Source organism: Actinomadura coerulea (assembly GCF_014208105.1).
Classification (GTDB): Bacteria; Actinomycetota; Actinomycetes; order Streptosporangiales; family Streptosporangiaceae; genus Spirillospora; species Spirillospora coerulea.
The window spans coordinates 6,162,114-6,179,505 of the sequence record NZ_JACHMQ010000001.1; the positions used below are offsets into that span (position 1 = coordinate 6,162,114).

The window sequence follows — 17,392 nt, forward strand, 5'->3', positions numbered from 1 at the left end:
GGGCGTGGCGAAGGACTTCGATCTTTACGAGCGGGAGCTGTGGGCCGGGCGGGCCCCCGCGTACGAGCGGGGGTTCGCCCACGTCACGCGGTACATGATCGATCCGCTGCTGGACGCGGCCGGGGTGGCGGACGGGACACGGCTGCTCGACGTCGGCACCGGGCCCGGGTTCGTCTCGCGGGAGGCGGCGCGGCGCGGGGCGCTGGTGTCGGCCATGGACGCCGAGCCGGGCATGGCGGAGGCGGCGCGCCGCAACGTCCCCGGGCTGGACGTGCGGGTCGCCGTCCTGCCCGAGGTCCCGTTCGAGGACGCGGCGTTCGACGCCGTCGCCGGCAACTTCGTCATCAACCACGTGGGCGCCCCCGACGCGGCGCTGGCCCGGCTGCGGCGTGCGCTGCGCGAGGGCGGGCGGCTGGCGATGACCTGCTGGGTGATGCCGGGCACCGGGGCCCTCGCGGTCGTCCGGCAGGCGATCGAGGCGGCGGGCGTGCCGTGGCCGGACGACATCCCCGAGCCGCCGTTCCTGGAGTACGGCGAGCCGGCCGCGTTCGGGCGGCTGGTCGCCGGGGCCGGGTTCGCCGATGTCGCGGTCGAGGAGGTGACCTGGGAGCACGTCGTCGACCCCGAGGAGTGGTGGGAGACGGGCGCGCTGGCCCGGGTCGGCACGAACGGCCTGGTCGTCGGACGCCTGGACGCGCCGACCGTCGCCCGCGTCAAGGCCGCCTACGACGAGATCGTCGCGGACTACGCGTCCGGCGACGGGAAGGTGGCGCTCCCCGCGCACGCGCTGCTGGCGAGCGGCGTCCACTAGCGGCGGGCCGCAGCGTCGGGCCGCAGCGGCGGCCGACAGCGGACGCGAACCGCCGATACTCGCGCGCGGACGGGGGCGCCGGGCCGGTAGCCTCGGGTCTGTGATTGACCTGCGAGCTCTTCGAGAGGATCCCGAGCGGCTGCGCGCCTCGCAGCGCGCCCGCGGTGAGGATGACGGCGTCGTCGACCGGCTGCTCGACCTGGACGGGAGGCGCCGCTCCGCGCTGACCTCGTTCGAGCAGCTCAGGGCGGAGCAGAAGAGTTTCGGCAAGTCGGTGTCCAAGGCGCAGGGCGACGAGCGGCAGGCGCTGCTGGCCCGCGCCAAGGAGCTGGCGCAGCAGGTGAAGGAGCGCGAGGCGGAGGCCGACCGCCTCGGTGAGGAGCTCGACGCGCTGCTCAAGAGCGTCCCGAACCTCATCGAGGAGGGCGCCCCGCCCGGCGGCGAGCAGGACTACGTCGTCCTGGAGCACGTCGGCGAGCCGACCGCGTTCGACTTCGAGCCGAAGGACCACCTGGAGCTCGGCGAGAGCCTCGGCGCCATCGACATGGAGCGCGGCGCGAAGGTCTCGGGCGCGCGGTTCTACTACCTGACGGGCGTGGGCGCGCGGCTCCAGTACGCGCTGCTGAACCTCGCCATGGAGCAGGCCGTCGCGAGCGGGTTCGTGCCGATGTACCCGCCGGTCCTGGTGAAGCCGGAGGCGATGGAGGGCACCGGGTTCCTCGGCGCCCACGCCGCCGAGGTCTACCAGCTCCCGCAGGAGGAGCTGTACCTCGTCGGGACGTCGGAGGTGCCGCTCGCCGCGTTCCACATGAACGAGATCGTCGACGAGCTGCCGCGGCGCTACGTGGCCTGGTCGTCCTGCTTCCGCCGCGAGGCCGGCTCCTACGGCAGGGACACGCGCGGCATCATCCGCGTCCACCAGTTCGACAAGGTGGAGATGTTCTCCTACTGCGACCCGGCCGACTCCCACGCCGAGCACCTGCGGCTGCTGGAGTGGGAGAAGGAGATGCTCGCCAAGGTCGAGATCCCGTACCGGGTGATCGACGTGGCGGCGGGCGACCTCGGCGCCAGCGCGGCCCGCAAGTACGACTGCGAGGCCTGGGTGCCGACGCAGAACACCTACCGCGAGGTCACCTCGACGTCGAACTGCACCGAGTTCCAGGCGCGGCGCCTGGCGGTGCGGCACCGCGACGCCGACGGCAAGAACCAGCCGGTGGCGACCCTGAACGGGACGCTGGCGACGACCCGCTGGATGGTCGCGATCCTGGAGAACCACCAGCAGGCCGACGGTTCGGTGCGCGTCCCGAAGGCGCTGCAGAAGTTCCTGGGCCTGGAGGTCCTGGAGCCGGTCAAGCGCTGAACGCGCGTGGAGCGGGGCCCGTCCTGGCTTGGACGGGCCCCGCTCGCGTGTCCCGGGGGCTTGGACCGATGCCGGGAGCCGGGGGTGTCATGGCCCTGGCCTAGGGTGTGTCCCATCTGCCCAGGAAGGTGACATGACTGAGTCCTCGCCGCGCGTGATCGCCACCGACCTCGACGGCACGATCGTGCGCTCCGACGGCACGATCTCCGCCCGGACCGTCGCCGCCCTCGCCCGGGTCGAGCGGGCCGGGGCGATGCTCGTCATGGTCACCGGGCGGCCGCCGCGCTGGATGACGGAGATCGCCGCGGCCGTCGAGCACCGCGGCGTCGCGATCTGCGCCAACGGCGCCGTCCTCTACGACCTGCACACCGAGACCGTCCTGCAGGCCAACGAGATCGCGCCGGACGTGCTCGCCGAGGTGATCGGGCGGCTGCGCGGCGTCGTGCCCGAGCTGCGCTTCGCGGTGGAGTACCCGACCGGGTTCGTGTTCGAGGCCAGCTACGACCTCGGCCGGTGGGACGCGGCGGCGCTCGGCGGCCGTCCCGTCGACGACGCCGAGCTGGTCAGCCGCGGCGGCACCAAGCTGCTCGCCTTCCACCCGGCCGCCGATCCCGACGTGCTGTCGGCGAAGGCGGTCCAGGCCGTCGGCGACCTCGTGACCGTGACGCACTCCTCCGGGCGGGGGCTGCTGGAGATGAGCGCGCTCGGCGTCACCAAGGCCAGCGCCCTGGCGGCCCTGTGCACCGAGCACGGCATCACGGCGGGGGACGTCACCGCGTTCGGCGACATGCCCAACGACCTGCCGATGCTGGCCTGGGCGGGCACGTCCTACGGGGTCGCGAACGCGCACCCGCTCGTGCTGGCCGCCGTGTCGCACAAGACGTCCCGCAACGACGACGACGGCGTCGCCGAGGTCCTGGAACGCCTCTTCCCATAGCGCGGCCGCACCCGCTGCGGGGTGCGGCCGGAGTCGCGCGTCCTACAGGTAGGGGCCGGACGAGCGCGGCCCGGGCTTCGGGTCCTCCTCGACGCCGGGGGGCATCATTCCCGCGGGCAGGGCGCGCCGCATCTGCTCCAGCTGCGCCCGCGCCGCCATCTGCTGGGCGAACAGGGTCGTCTGGATGCCGTGGAACAGGCCCTCCAGCCAGCCGACGAGCTGCGCCTGCGCGATCCGCAGCTCCGCGTCGCTCGGCACCGTGCCCTCGGCGAACGGCAGCGAGAGCCGCTCCAGCTCCGCGACCAGCTCGGGTGCGAGACCGTCCTCCAGCTCCTTGATGGACGACTGGTGGATCTCCCGCAGCCGGGCCCGGCTCGCCTCGTCCAGCGGGGCGGCCTTGACCTCCTCCAGCAGCTGCCGGATCATCCCGCCGATCCGCATGACCTTCGCCGGCTGCTCGACCATCTCGGTCACCGACTTGCCCTCGGACTCGCCTTCGCCGCCGCCCTCGACGGTGATGCCGCCCGGGCCCAGGACGAGCACCTGGGGCTCTTCCGACTGCCTCTTCGAAGCCTCGCTCATAAACTCCACATCCTCACACGGTCAGCAGGATCTTGCCGACGTGACCGCTTTCTTCCATCAGTTCGTGCGCCCGCGAAGCCTCCGCCATGGGGATCCGCCGGTCGACGACCGTCCGGATCCGCCCCGACTCCAGGAGCGGCCACACATGCTCCCGGACGCCGGCCACGATCTCCGCCTTCTCCTCCAACGGACGGGCCCGCAAAGTCGTGGCGTGCACCAGCGCCCGCTTGCGCAGCAGCATGCCGATGTCCAGCTCCGCCTTCGCGCCGCCCTGGAGCCCGATCACCATCAGCCGTCCGCCGGTGGCGAGGGCCTCCACGTTGCGCTGGAGGTACTTGGCGCCGACGAGGTCGAGGACCACGTCGTAGGGGCCGCTCTCGACGAAGTCGTCCTCGCGGTAGTTCACGGTGACGTCCGCGCCCAGTTCCCGGCACCGCTCGGCCTTCTCCGGGCTGCCCACGGTCGTCACCACGCGCGCCCCGCACGCCTTGGCGAGCTGGATGGCGAACGTTCCAATGCCGCTGCCGCCGCCGTGGACGAGCAGCGTCTCGCCCTCGCGCAGCCCGGCCAGCATGAACACGTTCGACCACACCGTGCAGGCGACCTCGGGGAGCCCCGCCGCCTCCACGACGTCCACGCCGCGCGGCACGGGCAGCACCTGCGAGGCGGGGACGGCGACCCGCTCGGCGTAGCCTCCGCCGCTGAGCAGCGCGCACACCTCGTCGCCGACCGCCGGCCCGGGCACGCCCTCGCCGAGCCCGGCGATCCGGCCGGACACCTCGAGCCCGGGGTACGGGGGAGCGTCGTCCGGCGGCGGGTAGAAGCCCCTGCGCTGCATGACGTCGGCGCGGTTGACGGCGCTCGCCGCGACCTCGACCAGCACCTCGCCCGGCCTCGGCTCCGGATCCGGCACCGGCTTCCATTCGAGGACGTCGGCGTCGCCCGGCTCGCGAATCACGATCGCATGCATACCGGTCACGCTACCGGGCGCCTCCAAGGCGTCCCCGCCCCCGGGCGCCGCGGCGGCAAGGCCGATCTACGCGCGGGATGCCCGGTATTGACGCACCGGTATCCTGCGTGGGGGTCTTTTTGCCCGCCTGCACCGTGTGGATCATCAGAGGCGTGCCCGAGGGGGAAAACGGTGGCGAGGAACGAGCACGACGGGCGCTCCCTGGAGGAGCGGCTGGCCTCCCTGGACGCGATGAGCGGCGACCCGGCGGGCCCGTCCCCCGCCCCCGAAGGCGCCGCGCAGCCGCCGGCCGAAGAGCCCGGTGAGCAGGAGAACCCGCCCCCCGCCCCCGCCCCGGCGCCGGCCGACCTGAACGACGAGCCCTGGCTCGCCGCCCCCCCCGCCTTCCAGGACTCCCCGGAGAACTTCGGCCCGCCGCAGCCGGCACCCTACGAGGGCGGCCCGATGCCGGATCCGTTCGACGGCGGGATGCTCCCGCCCCCGTACGCGACGGGCGGCTACCAGCCCCAGCCGTCCCCGTACGACGCCAGCGGCAACGCGGCCCCGCCCCTCGACCAGCTGCCGCCCTACCCGGCCGACCAGTTCGGCCCCCAGGACGCGCCCGGCCAGGCCTACCAGCCCGTCGACCCCGCCACGGGCCAGCCCTACCCGCAGGACACCGACGCCTCGGGCCGCCCCTACGTCCCCTTCGACCCGGCCACGGGCCAGCCCTTCGCCCCCGACCCGAACGCCCCCGCCCAGCCTTACCCGCCGGTGGACCCGGCCACCGGCCAGCCCTACGACCCCAATGCGGCGGGCCGGCCTTATGCGCCTGACATGGGTGGGGAGGGGCAGCAGTTCCCGCCTGTCGACCCGGCCACCGGTCAGCCGTTCCAGCCGGGTCCGCCCGCGCCCGGCCAGCCGTACCCCCCGGTCGACCCCGCCACGGGCCAGCCCTACGCGCATGACCCGAGCATGCAGGAGCCCATCCTGTTCGGCCCCAATGCGGAGGGGCAGCAGTTCCCCCCGATGGACCCGAACGCCGGGCAGCCGTACGCGCCCGACCCCCACGCCGCCGGCCAGCCCTTCCCCCCGATGGACCCCAACGCCGGGCAACCGTACGCGCCCGACCCGAATGCCGCCGGCCAGCAGTTCCCGATGGTCGACCCGGTCACAGGTCAGCCGTTCCAGACCGGCCCGTCCGCGCCCGGCCAGCCGTACCCCCCGGTCGACCCCGCGACGGGCCAGCCCTACGCACATGACCCCAACGCGGCCCAGCCGTACCCGCCGGTCGACCCGAACACCGGCCGGCCCTACGCGCCTCCCGTCGACCCTGCCACCGGGCAGCCGTACCAGCCGCAGGGCTACGGATATCCGGCCGGCCCGCCGCAGGTGGAGGGCCAGTACCCGCCCGCGCCCGGCCCGATGCCGCCCGGCCCGATGCCGCCCGGCCACCCCGGCCACCCCGGCCACCACGGCCACCACGGCCACCACGGCCACCACGGCCACCCCGGCCAGCCCCACCAGCCGCAGAGCGCCGACAGCCTCAGCTCCGAGAACCTGCTCGGCGAGCGCCGCATCGCGCCCTCGTCCGGCTGGCGGCGCGCGGTCTACAAGGCCACCGCGGGCAGCATCCACCCGGGCGAGTCGCAGACCGACCTGCGCCGCAAGGACCTGATCGGCCGGGCGCGCACCGCCGTGGCGGGCGGCCACCACCGGGTGGCCGTCATGTCGCTGAAGGGCGGCGTCGGCAAGACGACCACGACCACCGGCCTCGGCTCGATGCTGGGGTCGCTGCGCGGCGACCGCGTCATCGCGGTGGACGCGAACCCCGACCGCGGGACGCTGTCGGACAAGGTCAGGCTGGAGACCGCCGCGACCGTCCGCGACCTGCTCAACAACCGCGAGCAGATCCACCGGTACGCCGACGTCCGCGCGTTCACCTCGCAGAACGAGGCCCGCCTGGAGATCCTCGCGTCCGACCGCGACCCGGCGGTCAGCGAGGCGTTCAGCGCCGAGGACTACGCGGCCGTCGCCGTCGTCCTGGAGCAGTACTACTCGGTCTGCATCACCGACTGCGGCACCGGGCTCCTGCACTCGGCGATGGCGGGCGTGCTGAGCCTGGCCGACCAGCTCGTCCTGGTCAGCTCCCCGTCGGTGGACGGTGCCCGGTCCGCGAGCGCCACCCTCGACTGGCTGGAGGCGCACGACCACGGCCACCTGGTCCGCAACGGCGTCGTCGTCCTGTCGATGGTCCGCAACCGCACCCGCAGCCAGGTCGACCTCGACAAGCTCCAGGCGCACTTCGAGAGCCGCTGCCGCGCCGTCGTCCGCATCCCCTATGACGACCACCTGGAGGAGGGCGCCGAGGTCGAGCTGGAGCAGCTCGCCCCCGCGACCCGTGAGGCCTACCTGACGCTCGCCGCCGTGGTGGGCGACGGCTTCGCCTTCCAGCGTCCGCAGTCCTGACCTGGGCTACCGTTGCCATCTGTGACGGGCGACGACGGTGTGTACGTGGGGAGGGCGGCGCCGGACGCGGCCGCCGACCGCGGCTGGCTGCTCGGGCACTTCAAGACGCCCGGCGACCTGCGGCACAGCGCCGAGGTCGAGATCAAGTGGGGCGTGCACCCCAAGGGCGAGCGCCGCGCCGCGTGGACGGACGGCGAGAAGCGCACCGCCCTGCTCGTGCTGATCAGCGGCCGCTTCCGGCTGGAGTTCCCCGGCCGCGACGTCGTCCTCGCCGAGCAGGGCGACTACGTGGTGTGGGGACGCGGCGTCGACCACTCGTGGGAGGCCGAGGAGGAGTCGGTGGTCCTCACGGTGCGCTGGCCGTCCGTCCCCGGCTACCGCGTCCCCTGAGGGCGGTCGCCCTATGCGGTCGAACGCGACCGCCCCCGCCCGCTATCGTGGGCGATGACCGCCGCGACGCGGTCACCTGGAGAGTTCGCATAGTGGACTAGTGCAGGCGCCTTGAAAGCGCCCAGGGCTGGGGACAGTCCTCGTGGGTTCGAATCCCACACTCTCCGCCCAGAAGTTTGCGCCATATCACCAGGGGCGACCCCCCTGGACCCCGCTGTGACGCGGGTTGCTCTCGTGGTGAAATCGTCCGACTCGGGCGGAAGGGTTCGTTACCCTCTTCGGCATGTCGCAGACACCGCAGGATCCTGCAGGCACGACGCACCAGTTCCAGAACTTCGCCAGCCAGGCACAGCCGGACAAGTCCGGCCCGAACATCGGTCTGATCGTCGGCATCGTCGCCGTGGTGGCCGTCGTCGCGATCCTCGTGATCGCCTTGATGATGATGTGACGCTCAGCGGCCCGAGCTGGAGAAGTGCTGGTAGTCGCGGGCTCCGCTCCAGGTGCCGCCCCAGCTCCAGCCGATGGAGGCGAACGCCTTGACGACCTTGTCGCCGGCGTGGATGACGCCGGGGTCGTCGTTCTTGCGGTTCTTGTACTTGACGCAGTCCTTGTGCGCGACGCGTCCGTCCGCGTAGACGTACGGGTTCTGGCAGGGGTTGATGTCGACCGCGAGACCGTAGGCGTGGTTGGAGAACGAACTCGACCCGGTCGCCTGGCGGCAGTTGAACGCCGAGGTGTTGTTCGCCTCGATCGAGTCGAAGTCGCTGCCCTTGTACTTGTCGACCGGCTCCATGCGCTCGATCGGGTATTTCATGGCGTACAGCTTCCTGAACACCTTCACCAGGTCGCCGGCCGCCTTCGCGTTGACGACGAGCCGCCCGCCGGTGTGCGGCTTGTCGTCCATCCCCCAGTAGGTCATCTCGATCATCCGGAGCCCGGAGGGCGACACGGGGCAGCCGCGCCGCCACGAGTGCTCGAGGTCCCCGGCCGTCACCTTCTTGATGGTGGACTGGAAGCCCTGCCTGGTCGGGGACGGCGACGGGGTGCCCGGAGCGGACGCGGTCGGCGGGGTCGCCGGAGGCGCCGACTCGCCCGTGTCGTCGCCGCCGCGGCCACATCCGGCCGCGGCGAGCGGCACGGCCAGCAGCGTGGCGAGGAAAGTCGCGGTTCTTTTAGCCCTCCTACCTGGCATCTTTGCAGCATACGCAGGTCACGGGATGCGCGCGCCGACCCGGGTGTTCGCTACCGTGCGTTTGAAGGCGCGCCCGCCGGAAAGGGCCGGGACGGACGGGCCGTGAACCCAACCATCCGCCGGGCATGTCGCCGGGCGGGCGCCGGCCCCAGGGAGCCGGGATGGCGAAATCTCAGGAGGGGGACCTCCCAAGCCTCGAAGACGAGATCTTCGCGGTCGCGCACAGCGTGGAGGTCGAGCAGGCTGCGCATGCGCACCCCCTGCTGCAGACAGAGAGAGCGCAGGATGCCGCTGAGCGCGCGCGGGCGTTCCTCGGCCGGGACGTCAAGGCGCTGGCGGCCGGCATGGCGGCGTTCGTGTTCGTCGACGCCGTGATGATGTACCCGCCGCTGATGATGAGCCGCAGGCCCAGCCTGATGCCGCAGTTCGTGACGCTGCTGGTGCTGGCGTTCGGGCTCGGCGGGCTGCTCGTCTGGAAGGTCGGCGGGCGGTGGCGGACGTTCGGCATCGGGATGATGCTCGCCTGGGGCCTGCTGACCCTGCTGTCCGTCGGGTTCCTGACCGGCGTGACCGCCCCGCTCTAGGACGGGCCGCCGAGCCGCTTGAGGACGACGCCGAACGCGCGCCCGATGGCCTCCAGGTCCTGGGGCTCGACCACGTCGATGAAGAACGTCCGGACGACCTCGACGTGGTCGCGGGCGGCGCGCTCCAGGGCGGAGAAGCCCTCGTCGGTCAGGTGCGCGTAGACGCCGCGCTTGTCGTTCGGGCAGCTGTCCCGCTTGACCAGGCCCTTGTTCTCCAGGCGGGAGCAGGTGTGGGAGAGCCGGCTGCGCGACTGGCTGGCGTTGTCGGCCAGCTCCGCCATCCGAAGCCGCCGGTCGGGGGCCTCCGACAGGCGGACGAGGATCTCGTACTCGGAGTTCGACAGCCCGTGCTTGGTCTTGAGGTCGCGGTCCATGACCTCGGCGAGCCGGACGCTGCCGTCCACGTATGCCCGCCAGTCGCGCTGCTGGGCGGCGTCGAGCCAGCGAGGTTCGGTCATGCCGCCAGTATAGCCCATATGTTGAAGATTCAACTAACTTCCCCTATCTTCAGCCTAGCAGGACGGTCTCTCCGTCCGGAGGAAATAGTTGAAGCATCAACTATGTTGCAGGGACCAGTGCACCGCCCGGATCGCGGACGGACACCCGGACGAGGGAGAACCCGATGCCTGCCGTGATGGCCGACCCGCTGAGCCTGCCCCGCCTGCCGCGGCTGCCGCAGGAGGGCACCGACTGGCGCCGCGTCGCGAAGGTCGTGACCGCCAAGCGCCACCTGGAGGGCGAGGGCTTCCAGGTCAGGCGCCCCTTCCCGGGCATCGACCTGTCCCTGGCCGACCCGTTCCTGCTCCTCGACCACATGGGCGCCGTCGAGTACGCGCCGGGCGAGGCGAAGGGCACCCCGTGGCACCCCCACCGTGGGTTCGAGACCGTCACCTACATCATCGACGGAGCGTTCCAGCACCAGGACACCACCGGTGGCGGCGGCCTGATCTCCGACGGCGCCACGCAGTGGATGACGGCCGCGTCCGGCATCCAGCACATCGAGCAGCCGCCGCCCGAGCTGGTCGCCAAGGGCGGCCTGTTCCACGGCGTGCAGCTCTGGGTCAACCTGCCGCGCGCCCAGAAGTGGGTGCCGCCGCGCTACCAGGACATCGAGGCCCGCGACGTCAAGCTGCTCGCTGCGGACGACGGCTCGTCCCTGGTGCGCGTCATCGCCGGGTCGCTCGCCGGTCACGACGGCCCCGGCACCACCTACACGCCGATCAACTACCTGCACGCGACCGTCGCGCCCGGGGCGCGCCTGACGCTGCCCTGGCCGCGCGACTTCAACGCGCTGGTGTACGTCCTGTCGGGCCGCGGGACGGCCGGGGTCGAGGAGGTCGCGCTGGACGAGGGGCAGCTCGCGGTGTTCGCCGGCTCGCACCACAAGGGCGAGACGGACGGCCTCGTCGTGCGCGCGGCCGACACCCAGCCGGCCGCCGGTGCGGCGGGCTGGGAGATCCTCGTCCTCGGCGGACTGCCGATCCGGGAGCCGATCGCCCGGTACGGTCCCTTCGTGATGAACACCCGCGACGAGATCGTCCAGGCGTTCGAGGACTTCCAGGCCGGGCGCATGGGCACCGTCCCCGCCGAGAAGGTCCCCCACCGGTCCGAGGCGGACGAACCCCTGGCCTGACCGCCGGTCCGGCCTGAAAGCTCCCCGGCCGCGGGGGTGGTGCCCGCGGCCGGGGTCCTCTTCCGTGTTCCACGGGACGGCGGGGACGCCATGCGCTACTGTGTTCGAATGGTCGAACAGAAGTTCGACCGCCCTGTTCGAACGCGCTCGCCCGGGAGGCGACATGGTGGCGACCATGGCCGCACGGGGGCCCGACGGCTCCGCGCGCTGCGGGCGGCGGCGTGACCACGCGACACGCCGCGGCGTTCTCTACGCAAATCTACGGCCGCAGCTATATCGCCTCATAGAGTCCGAGAGCGTGGACCCCGTGCGGAACCCCTATGCCCCCGGCGCCGGGCAGCGCCCGCCCGAGCTGGCCGGCCGCGACCGCGAGCTCCGGCAGTTCGAGGTGGTGCTCGAACGGGTGGCCCGCGGCCGTCCCGAGCGCAGCATGATCGTCACCGGGCTGCGCGGGGTGGGCAAGACCGTGCTGCTCAACGCCTTCCGGTCGCAGGCGATCCAGCGGCTGTGGGGGACGGGGAAGATCGAGGCCCGGCCCGACCAGTCGATCCGCCGCCCGGTGGCGTCCGCGCTGCACCGGGCCGTCCGGGAGCTGGCGCCCCGGCACCGCGCGCCCGATCGCATCGAGGAGTTCCTCGGCGTGCTCAAGGCGTTCGCGCAGGCGGGCCCCGAGCCCGCGGGCAAGACCAAGGCCAGGGCGCACCGCTGGCAGCCCGGCATCGACGTGCCCGCCGCGCGCGGCCGCGCCGACTCCGGCGACCTGGAGATCGACCTCACCGAGCTGTTCGTCGACGCCGCCTCCGTCGCGACCGACGTCGGCGTCGGCATCGCCCTGTTCGTCGACGAGATGCAGGACATCCCGGCCGACGACGTGTCCGCGCTGTGCGCCGCGTGCCACGAGCTGTCGCAGGTCGGCGGCCCGCTGATCGTGGTGGGCGCGGGCCTGCCGCACCTGCCGGCCGTCCTGTCGGCGAGCAAGTCCTACTCCGAGCGGCTCTTCCGGTATGCCCGCATCGACCGGCTCGACCGCGAGTCGGCCGACGTCGCGCTGCTGGCCCCCGCCGAGCGCGAGGACGTCACCTTCACTCCGGAGGCCCTCGACGCGCTGTACGGCGCGGCCGACGGCTACCCCTACTTCGTCCAGGCCTACGCCAAGGTCGTGTGGGACGTCGCGCCCGACAGCCCCATCACCGTCGACGACATCAAGGTCGCCGCGCCGGAGGCGGAGAGCGAGCTCGCCGTCGGCTTCTTCGGCAGCCGCTACGAGCGCGCCACCCCCGCCGAGCGCGACTACATGCGCGCCATGGCCATGCTCGGCGACGACCCGGTGCCCACCGCGTCGGTCGCCGACGAGCTGGGCCGCAAGCCGTCCAGCCTGTCGCCCGCCCGCGACGGGCTCATCAAGAAGGGTCTCATCTACAGCGCCGAACGCGGCATGGTCGCGTTCACCGTTCCGCACTTCGGCACGTTCCTCCGATCCCAGCCCGCCTGACCTACCCGCCTATCGGGCTCTCTAGCGCCAACGCCAGAGAGCGGTAGAAGGCCGCATCGAGTCGGCTCGTCGGACGAATATCCGGCTCTCTAGCGACAGAGATAGAGAGCCGTAGATTTCGCTCGTCCATCCTCTGCCTTTCTCTAAGCCTTTCTAAGTTTTTTCGTAGAGAGCACTAGAGAGTTGCAGAGAGCGGTCGGCCACCGCCGGGCGATGCGGGCGGGGCGGCCCGGCGGACGGCGTCCCGCGTGTTGTCGTGCCAGGTCAGCGGGGTAGGAGATCTCTGGCGACCCGCGGCGGGCATCTGGGCGATGCCAGGGGTGGACATGAGAGTGCGACGCCGGCCCGATGAGGACGAGATCGACGAACTCGGGGGCGAGGACGACATATCCGCATCGATTCTCGGCTACGACGAGTCGGCGATGCGCCAGGACCAGGGCGGCCGCCCGCCGGAGATCGGGTCGGAGAACCGGTACATGGCCCGGCTGCGCGAAGCGCTGCACGCCCGCACCCGGCGCCTGCTCTTCCGGCGCTCGCGCGGGGGCGCCCAGCAGTTCTGACGGCGCCCCGGCGGCCCAGGGGCCCGCGACCGGCTACTGCGCGCGTCCGGCGGCCGCCACCACCGCCGACCGGACGGCCGGGTCCCGCTCCGACGTCGACACCGCGAACACGATCTCGACGTCCCGCTCGCGCACCCGTCCGGGGAAGGCCACGAACCGCCAGCAGCCCTCCCGCCAGACGTCCAGCGGCACCGCGCTCCCGATCGCGTTCTCGTGCTCGGCCCACGCCGGGCTCTCGTACAGCCTCGCGTACGTCTCCGGCATCGGGCTGCGGCGCCGCTCGCACGGGACGGCGGCACGCGGCAGCCGGTGCCGCCCGGCCAGCTCCGCCAGCTCCGGGGACAGCGCCACGAACAGCGCGACCTCGATCGCGAACATGAGCCCGACCTGCGCGGGGACGTCGCGCAGCACGTCCACGCCCGCGTGCGGCGCGCCGAGCGAGACGACCGCCGCGCACGTGAACAGCATCGCCCGCAGCACGCTGCGCCGGTCCACCTTCTTGGCGCTCAGCGCGCCGAAGCAGCCGCAACCGGCGTCCGGCCTGTGCACCCGCAGTTCCCCGACCACCCAGGTCGCGGCGGCGAACGCCACCGTCGTCGCCAGCCGCACCGACAGGTGAGAGGTCACCAGCAGCGCGAGGCCGAGGGCGCCCTCGCCGATGCCGAGCCCGACCGTCATGCCGCGGCTGCGGCGCAGCGCCGACAGCCGCGCGAGCCTGGCCGGCACCGGGACGCCGTGCACGTGGTCCGGCGCGCCCGCCGCGCGCTCCCGCATCGTCAGCTTCGCCAGGCACGCCACCAGCAGCACCGACGCCAGCAGCAGGACCTGCGTGTTCTGGATCGCCGTCATCATGGCCCCTCCATCCCGCCGGGCGCGGCCGGCCGGACGGTCGCGTTGAAGCAGCCGGCCGCCAGGTCGCCGCCGAGTCCGGCGAAGGCGGCCGGGGTCAGCTCGACGATCCGCCCCCGCGGCGACGCGTCGCACTCCACGCACCGGTCGCAGAACCGGGCCGCCGTGCAGCCGCACTCGATCACCCGGACCGGTGCCGTCCGCCCCCCGCACTCGTTGCGGACGGTGATCTCACTGCCGATCGACAGGTAGGGCAGCGGCGCGCATCCGGCCGGGGCGTCCGCGCAGCCTCCGGCGTCCCCCTCGGAGTCGACCGCCGGGTAGGACGCCCCGTCCCGCCACTCCCCGTCCACGCCGCCGAACCAGGTCGCCGTCCCGCGCGGTTCCCGCGGCACCGGCGCGGCCGCCTCCGGGGCGGCGAGGTCGGCCACCCGGTACCCGGGCTGGGAGGTGCCCGGGCGCACCGCCTGCGGGCCGCCGGGTGACCCCACGCAGACCACGTCGATCAGGTAGCCGGGCTCCAGGCGCGGATGCCGCACCAGCACCGGGCCGAGGACGGACGGCGGGATCACCACGTGGGAGCGCCCGCGATGCGGCCCCATGTCCACCTCCACGGTGCCGCGCCCGCACGCGATGATCGTCCCGCTGACCCGGCCGATGCCCACCCAGATCCGCTCGGCGCCGCCGCCGGCGGTCCGCCGGACGACCACGGGCCGGCCCGGGCGGAGCGCGGCGGGGCCCCCGCGCCCGCCGTGCCAGATCGCGGTGTCCTCGCTCATCGCGATGCGGGTCTCGGCCCCCCGCGCCGCCGCCTCGGCCACCACCAGCAGATGCGGACTCGCGTCCAGGACGATCCCGCTGATCGCGCGCGCGGGCGGATCCTCCTCCGGACGTTCGGGGGCCGCGAACAGCGCCCGGCGGTGCGCCGCCCGGCGGAGGTGGGTCGTCGGCATCGCGGCACTCCGGCATCGATCGTCGTGACGTACGGCGAGAGCTGTTAGGACAGTGAGTCAAGAGTCACGCGCCGTGACCCCGCTGTCGACGGATTTGTCGCGATAAGTCAACGGCCGGAGGAACTTTGATCTACCTCGGTTGAAAAATATAAACTGGTTGACCCGGAAATATTGTTCCAGTAGGCCCGTAATTACGCCGCGCATGCGATCGTCGTCGTACCGGGAGTCGGTGCGGCTCCCCGACCCCTGGTCCGGTGGTGGGTGTGAACGCGACGCGGCACGAGGAGTTCCGCGAATACGTTGTGGAACGCGGTCCCGTCCTGCTCCGGGCCGCCACGCAGCTCACCAGCGACCGCGCCGAGGCCGAGGACCTCCTCCAGGCCGCCCTCGCCAAGACCTACCTCGCCTGGGACCGCATCGAGGACCGCTCCGCCCTGGACGGCTACGTCCGCCGCGCCATGGTCAACACCCAGATCTCCTGGTGGCGCCGCCGCAAGCTGGACGTCTACCCCACCGACCAGCTCCCCGAACGGCCCGTCGAGGACCACACCGACCGCAGCGAGATGCACGACGCCCTGGGCCGCGCCCTCAGCCGCCTCCCCGAACGCCAGCGCCTCGCCGTGATGCTCCGCTACTACGAGGACATGTCCGAACGGGAGATCGCCGAAGTCCTGGGCGTGAGCGTCGGCACGGTCAAGTCCACCGTCTCGCGGGCCATGGCCCGCCTCCGGGAGCTGTACTAGGGGGTCGCCAGGGGAGGGGGACGCTGGCAGAATCCGGTTCTAGAGCCGCTGCGAGCGCTGGAGGCTTGCCGTGTGGAGCACGATGCAGGACTTTCCGCTGACCATTACGACGATCATGCGCTGCGGGGCCGGGGTGTTCGGGGAGGCCGAGGTCGCCACGTGGACGGGGGACGGGACGCGGCGCCGCACGTACGCGGAGGTGGGTGAGCGCGCCGCGCGGCTGGCCGGTGCCCTGCGGGGACTCGGAGTGGACGGGGACCAGCGGGTCGCCACCTTCCTGTGGAACAACACCGAGCACCTGGAGGCGTACCTGGCGGTGCCGTCGATGGGCGCCGTGCTGCACACGCTCAACCTGCGGCTGTTCCCCGACCAGCTCGTCTACATCGCGAACCACGCCGAGGACCGGGTCGTCATCGTGGACGCGTCGCTGATCCCGCTGCTCGCGCCGGTGCTGGCGCGGTTCGAGACCGTCCGGCACGTGGTGGTGGCCGGGGAGGGCGACACCGCGCCGCTGGAGGGCGCCGGCAAGGAGCTGCACGGCTACGAGGAGCTGCTCGCGGCGGCGCCGGCGGAATTCGCGTGGCCGGAGATCGACGAGCGGTCGGCGGCCGCGATGTGCTACACGAGCGGGACGACGGGCAACCCGAAGGGCGTCGTCTACTCGCACCGGTCGGCGTACCTGCACTCGATGTCGACGTGCACGGGGAACGCGATGGGGCTGAGCGCGTCCGACGTGGTCCTGCCGGTGGTGCCGATGTTCCACGCGAACGCGTGGGGGCTGCCCTACGCGGCGGTGATGGCGGGCGCGCCGCTGGTCATGCCGGACCGGTTCCTCCAGGCGGAGCCGCTCGTCCGGCTCATCGAGGCCGAGCGTCCGACGGTCGCGGGCGCGGTGCCGACGATCTGGTCGGACGTGCTGCGGTACGCGAAGGAGCACGGGTCGGACCTGACCTCCCTGCGGCTCGTGCCGTGCGGCGGGTCGGCGGTGCCGGAGTCGCTGATGCGCGGGTTCGAGGAGATCGGCGTACGCATCGTGCAGGCGTGGGGGATGACGGAGACCTCGCCCGTCGCGTCGGTCGCGCACCCGCCGCCCGGGGCGGCGGACGAGGAGGCGTGGCGGGCGCGGGTGAGCCAGGGCCGCGTCCTCGCCGGGCTGGAGATGCGGATCGTGGGGGACGGCGACGCGGTGCTGCCCAGCGACGGGGAGGCCGTCGGCGAGGTCGAGATCCGCGGGCCGTGGATCACCGGCGCCTACCACCTGGACGAGGACCCGGGGAGGTTCCACGACGGCTGGCTGCGCACCGGCGACGTCGGGACGCTGTCGCCGGACGGGTACCTCGTCCTCACCGACCGGGCGAAGGACGTCATCAAGTCGGGCGGGGAGTGGATCTCGTCGGTGGAGCTGGAGAACCACCTCATGGCCCACCCGGACGTGGTGGAGGCGGCGGTGGTCGGCGTGCCCGACGACCGCTGGCAGGAGCGTCCGCTCGCGTCCGTCGTCGTGCGGGACGGGGCCGTGGTCACGGCGGAGGAACTGCGGGAGTTCCTCGCCGGCCGGGTCGCCGGGTGGCAGGTTCCGGAGCGCTGGGCTTTCCTCACCGAGGTCCCGAAGACCAGTGTGGGCAAGTTCGATAAAAAAGTGCTTCGGCGGCGCTACGCGGACGGTGATCTGGAGGTGCGGCGCGCTGATTGACACCGCTTCGATTACTGGATTCTGACGCGGAGTCACAGATCGGGTGGTCACGCAGAGACGCGAGTAATCACTTCGGGTCACGTTCGCGGCGATTTCAGCGGATCAAGTGGTGCGGGCGGGGTTCGGGGGTGTATGCAAGGTGGGCCGAATGTCCGGATGGCCCCCATGGGGGCAACTTCCACACTCCGCTGCCGG

At 72.6% G+C, this 17,392-nt stretch carries 18 protein-coding genes and 1 tRNA gene; 13 read left to right on the forward strand and 6 right to left on the reverse strand.

Features of this window, described 5'->3' with window-relative positions; translation table 11 throughout:
- The first annotated feature begins 4 nt into the window (after nucleotides 1-4).
- From BKA00_RS28475 to BKA00_RS28485, 3 genes are all read left to right on the forward strand, one after another.
- Entirely contained in the window at nucleotides 5-811 is an 807-nt protein-coding gene (locus tag BKA00_RS28475) for a class I SAM-dependent methyltransferase (RefSeq protein WP_185030045.1), read from the forward strand.
- A 100-nt stretch (nucleotides 812-911) separates the two neighbouring features.
- Nucleotides 912-2,171 (forward strand): serine--tRNA ligase, encoded by a 1,260-nt coding sequence (gene serS / locus BKA00_RS28480; RefSeq protein WP_185030047.1) that lies wholly within the window; start codon nucleotides 912-914, stop codon nucleotides 2,169-2,171.
- Between the two features lie 133 nt (nucleotides 2,172-2,304).
- Complete coding sequence (locus BKA00_RS28485) at nucleotides 2,305-3,108, forward strand: Cof-type HAD-IIB family hydrolase (protein ID WP_185030049.1); 804 nt, start codon at nucleotides 2,305-2,307, stop codon at nucleotides 3,106-3,108.
- A 42-nt stretch (nucleotides 3,109-3,150) separates the two neighbouring features.
- Here the strand turns inward: BKA00_RS28485 and BKA00_RS28490 are convergent, their stop codons facing one another.
- Together BKA00_RS28490 and BKA00_RS28495 are read right to left on the reverse strand one after the other, a co-directional pair.
- Nucleotides 3,151-3,690, reverse strand: coding sequence for a bacterial proteasome activator family protein (locus BKA00_RS28490; RefSeq protein ID WP_185030051.1), 540 nt, complete (start codon nucleotides 3,688-3,690; stop codon nucleotides 3,151-3,153).
- A gap of 13 nt (nucleotides 3,691-3,703) precedes the next feature.
- On the reverse strand, nucleotides 3,704-4,660 hold the full coding sequence (locus tag BKA00_RS28495; protein ID WP_185030053.1) for an NAD(P)H-quinone oxidoreductase: 957 nt from the start codon (nucleotides 4,658-4,660) through the stop codon (nucleotides 3,704-3,706).
- A 171-nt stretch (nucleotides 4,661-4,831) separates the two neighbouring features.
- Here BKA00_RS28495 and BKA00_RS39350 point away from each other — a divergent pair, with 171 nt between their 5' ends.
- The 4 genes from BKA00_RS39350 to BKA00_RS28515 all read left to right on the forward strand — a co-directional run bounded on the left by BKA00_RS39350 (nucleotide 4,832) and on the right by BKA00_RS28515 (nucleotide 7,946).
- Entirely contained in the window at nucleotides 4,832-7,108 is a 2,277-nt protein-coding gene (locus BKA00_RS39350; RefSeq protein ID WP_230298601.1) for a MinD/ParA family ATP-binding protein, read from the forward strand.
- A gap of 21 nt (nucleotides 7,109-7,129) precedes the next feature.
- On the forward strand, nucleotides 7,130-7,498 hold the full coding sequence (locus tag BKA00_RS28505; protein ID WP_185030055.1) for a cupin domain-containing protein: 369 nt from the start codon (nucleotides 7,130-7,132) through the stop codon (nucleotides 7,496-7,498).
- Between the two features lie 78 nt (nucleotides 7,499-7,576).
- Nucleotides 7,577-7,665: transfer RNA gene (locus BKA00_RS28510), tRNA-Ser, on the forward strand.
- A gap of 116 nt (nucleotides 7,666-7,781) precedes the next feature.
- Nucleotides 7,782-7,946, forward strand: coding sequence for a hypothetical protein (locus BKA00_RS28515; protein ID WP_185030057.1), 165 nt, complete (start codon nucleotides 7,782-7,784; stop codon nucleotides 7,944-7,946).
- Nucleotides 7,947-7,949: 3 nt separating this feature from the next.
- On the opposite strand, the gene BKA00_RS28520 is transcribed toward BKA00_RS28515, so the two are convergent.
- Nucleotides 7,950-8,690: a M15 family metallopeptidase gene (locus tag BKA00_RS28520; protein ID WP_185030059.1), complete on the reverse strand. Its 741-nt coding sequence runs from the start codon at nucleotides 8,688-8,690 to the stop codon at nucleotides 7,950-7,952.
- Nucleotides 8,691-8,851: 161 nt separating this feature from the next.
- On the opposite strand from BKA00_RS28520, the gene BKA00_RS28525 reads away from it, so the two are divergent.
- Nucleotides 8,852-9,274, forward strand: coding sequence for a hypothetical protein (locus tag BKA00_RS28525; protein WP_185030061.1), 423 nt, complete (start codon nucleotides 8,852-8,854; stop codon nucleotides 9,272-9,274).
- On the opposite strand, the gene BKA00_RS28530 is transcribed toward BKA00_RS28525, so the two are convergent.
- Nucleotides 9,271-9,732: a MarR family winged helix-turn-helix transcriptional regulator gene (locus BKA00_RS28530; protein ID WP_185030063.1), complete on the reverse strand. Its 462-nt coding sequence runs from the start codon at nucleotides 9,730-9,732 to the stop codon at nucleotides 9,271-9,273. The two genes, BKA00_RS28525 and BKA00_RS28530, sit on opposite strands and share 4 nt — an antisense overlap.
- A 164-nt stretch (nucleotides 9,733-9,896) precedes the next feature.
- Here BKA00_RS28530 and BKA00_RS28535 point away from each other — a divergent pair, with 164 nt between their 5' ends.
- From BKA00_RS28535 to BKA00_RS28545, 3 genes are all read left to right on the forward strand, one after another.
- Entirely contained in the window at nucleotides 9,897-10,907 is a 1,011-nt protein-coding gene (locus tag BKA00_RS28535) for a pirin family protein (protein ID WP_185030066.1), read from the forward strand.
- Nucleotides 10,908-11,214: 307 nt separating this feature from the next.
- Nucleotides 11,215-12,399 (forward strand): ATP-binding protein, encoded by a 1,185-nt coding sequence (locus BKA00_RS28540; protein WP_476692267.1) that lies wholly within the window; start codon nucleotides 11,215-11,217, stop codon nucleotides 12,397-12,399.
- A gap of 326 nt (nucleotides 12,400-12,725) precedes the next feature.
- A complete protein-coding gene (locus BKA00_RS28545) occupies nucleotides 12,726-12,959 on the forward strand; it encodes a hypothetical protein (RefSeq protein WP_185030069.1) in 234 nt (77 codons plus the stop codon).
- A gap of 33 nt (nucleotides 12,960-12,992) precedes the next feature.
- Here the strand turns inward: BKA00_RS28545 and BKA00_RS28550 are convergent, their stop codons facing one another.
- Nucleotides 12,993-13,811: a MauE/DoxX family redox-associated membrane protein gene (locus BKA00_RS28550; RefSeq protein ID WP_185030071.1), complete on the reverse strand. Its 819-nt coding sequence runs from the start codon at nucleotides 13,809-13,811 to the stop codon at nucleotides 12,993-12,995.
- The gene (locus tag BKA00_RS28555) at nucleotides 13,808-14,761 is read right to left on the reverse strand and encodes a hypothetical protein (protein ID WP_230298600.1); all 954 of its coding nucleotides are present in this window, start codon (nucleotides 14,759-14,761) and stop codon (nucleotides 13,808-13,810) included. Before BKA00_RS28555 ends, BKA00_RS28550 begins: the two co-directional genes overlap by 4 nt.
- Before the next feature lie 254 nt (nucleotides 14,762-15,015).
- Between BKA00_RS28555 and BKA00_RS28560 the strand changes: the two genes are divergently transcribed.
- Nucleotides 15,016-15,504, forward strand: a complete 489-nt coding sequence (locus BKA00_RS28560) for a SigE family RNA polymerase sigma factor (RefSeq protein ID WP_420829698.1) — start codon at nucleotides 15,016-15,018, stop codon at nucleotides 15,502-15,504.
- A gap of 82 nt (nucleotides 15,505-15,586) precedes the next feature.
- Nucleotides 15,587-17,197: a long-chain fatty acid--CoA ligase gene (locus tag BKA00_RS28565; RefSeq protein WP_221493322.1), complete on the forward strand. Its 1,611-nt coding sequence runs from the start codon at nucleotides 15,587-15,589 to the stop codon at nucleotides 17,195-17,197.
- Nucleotides 17,198-17,392 lie beyond the last annotated feature (195 nt).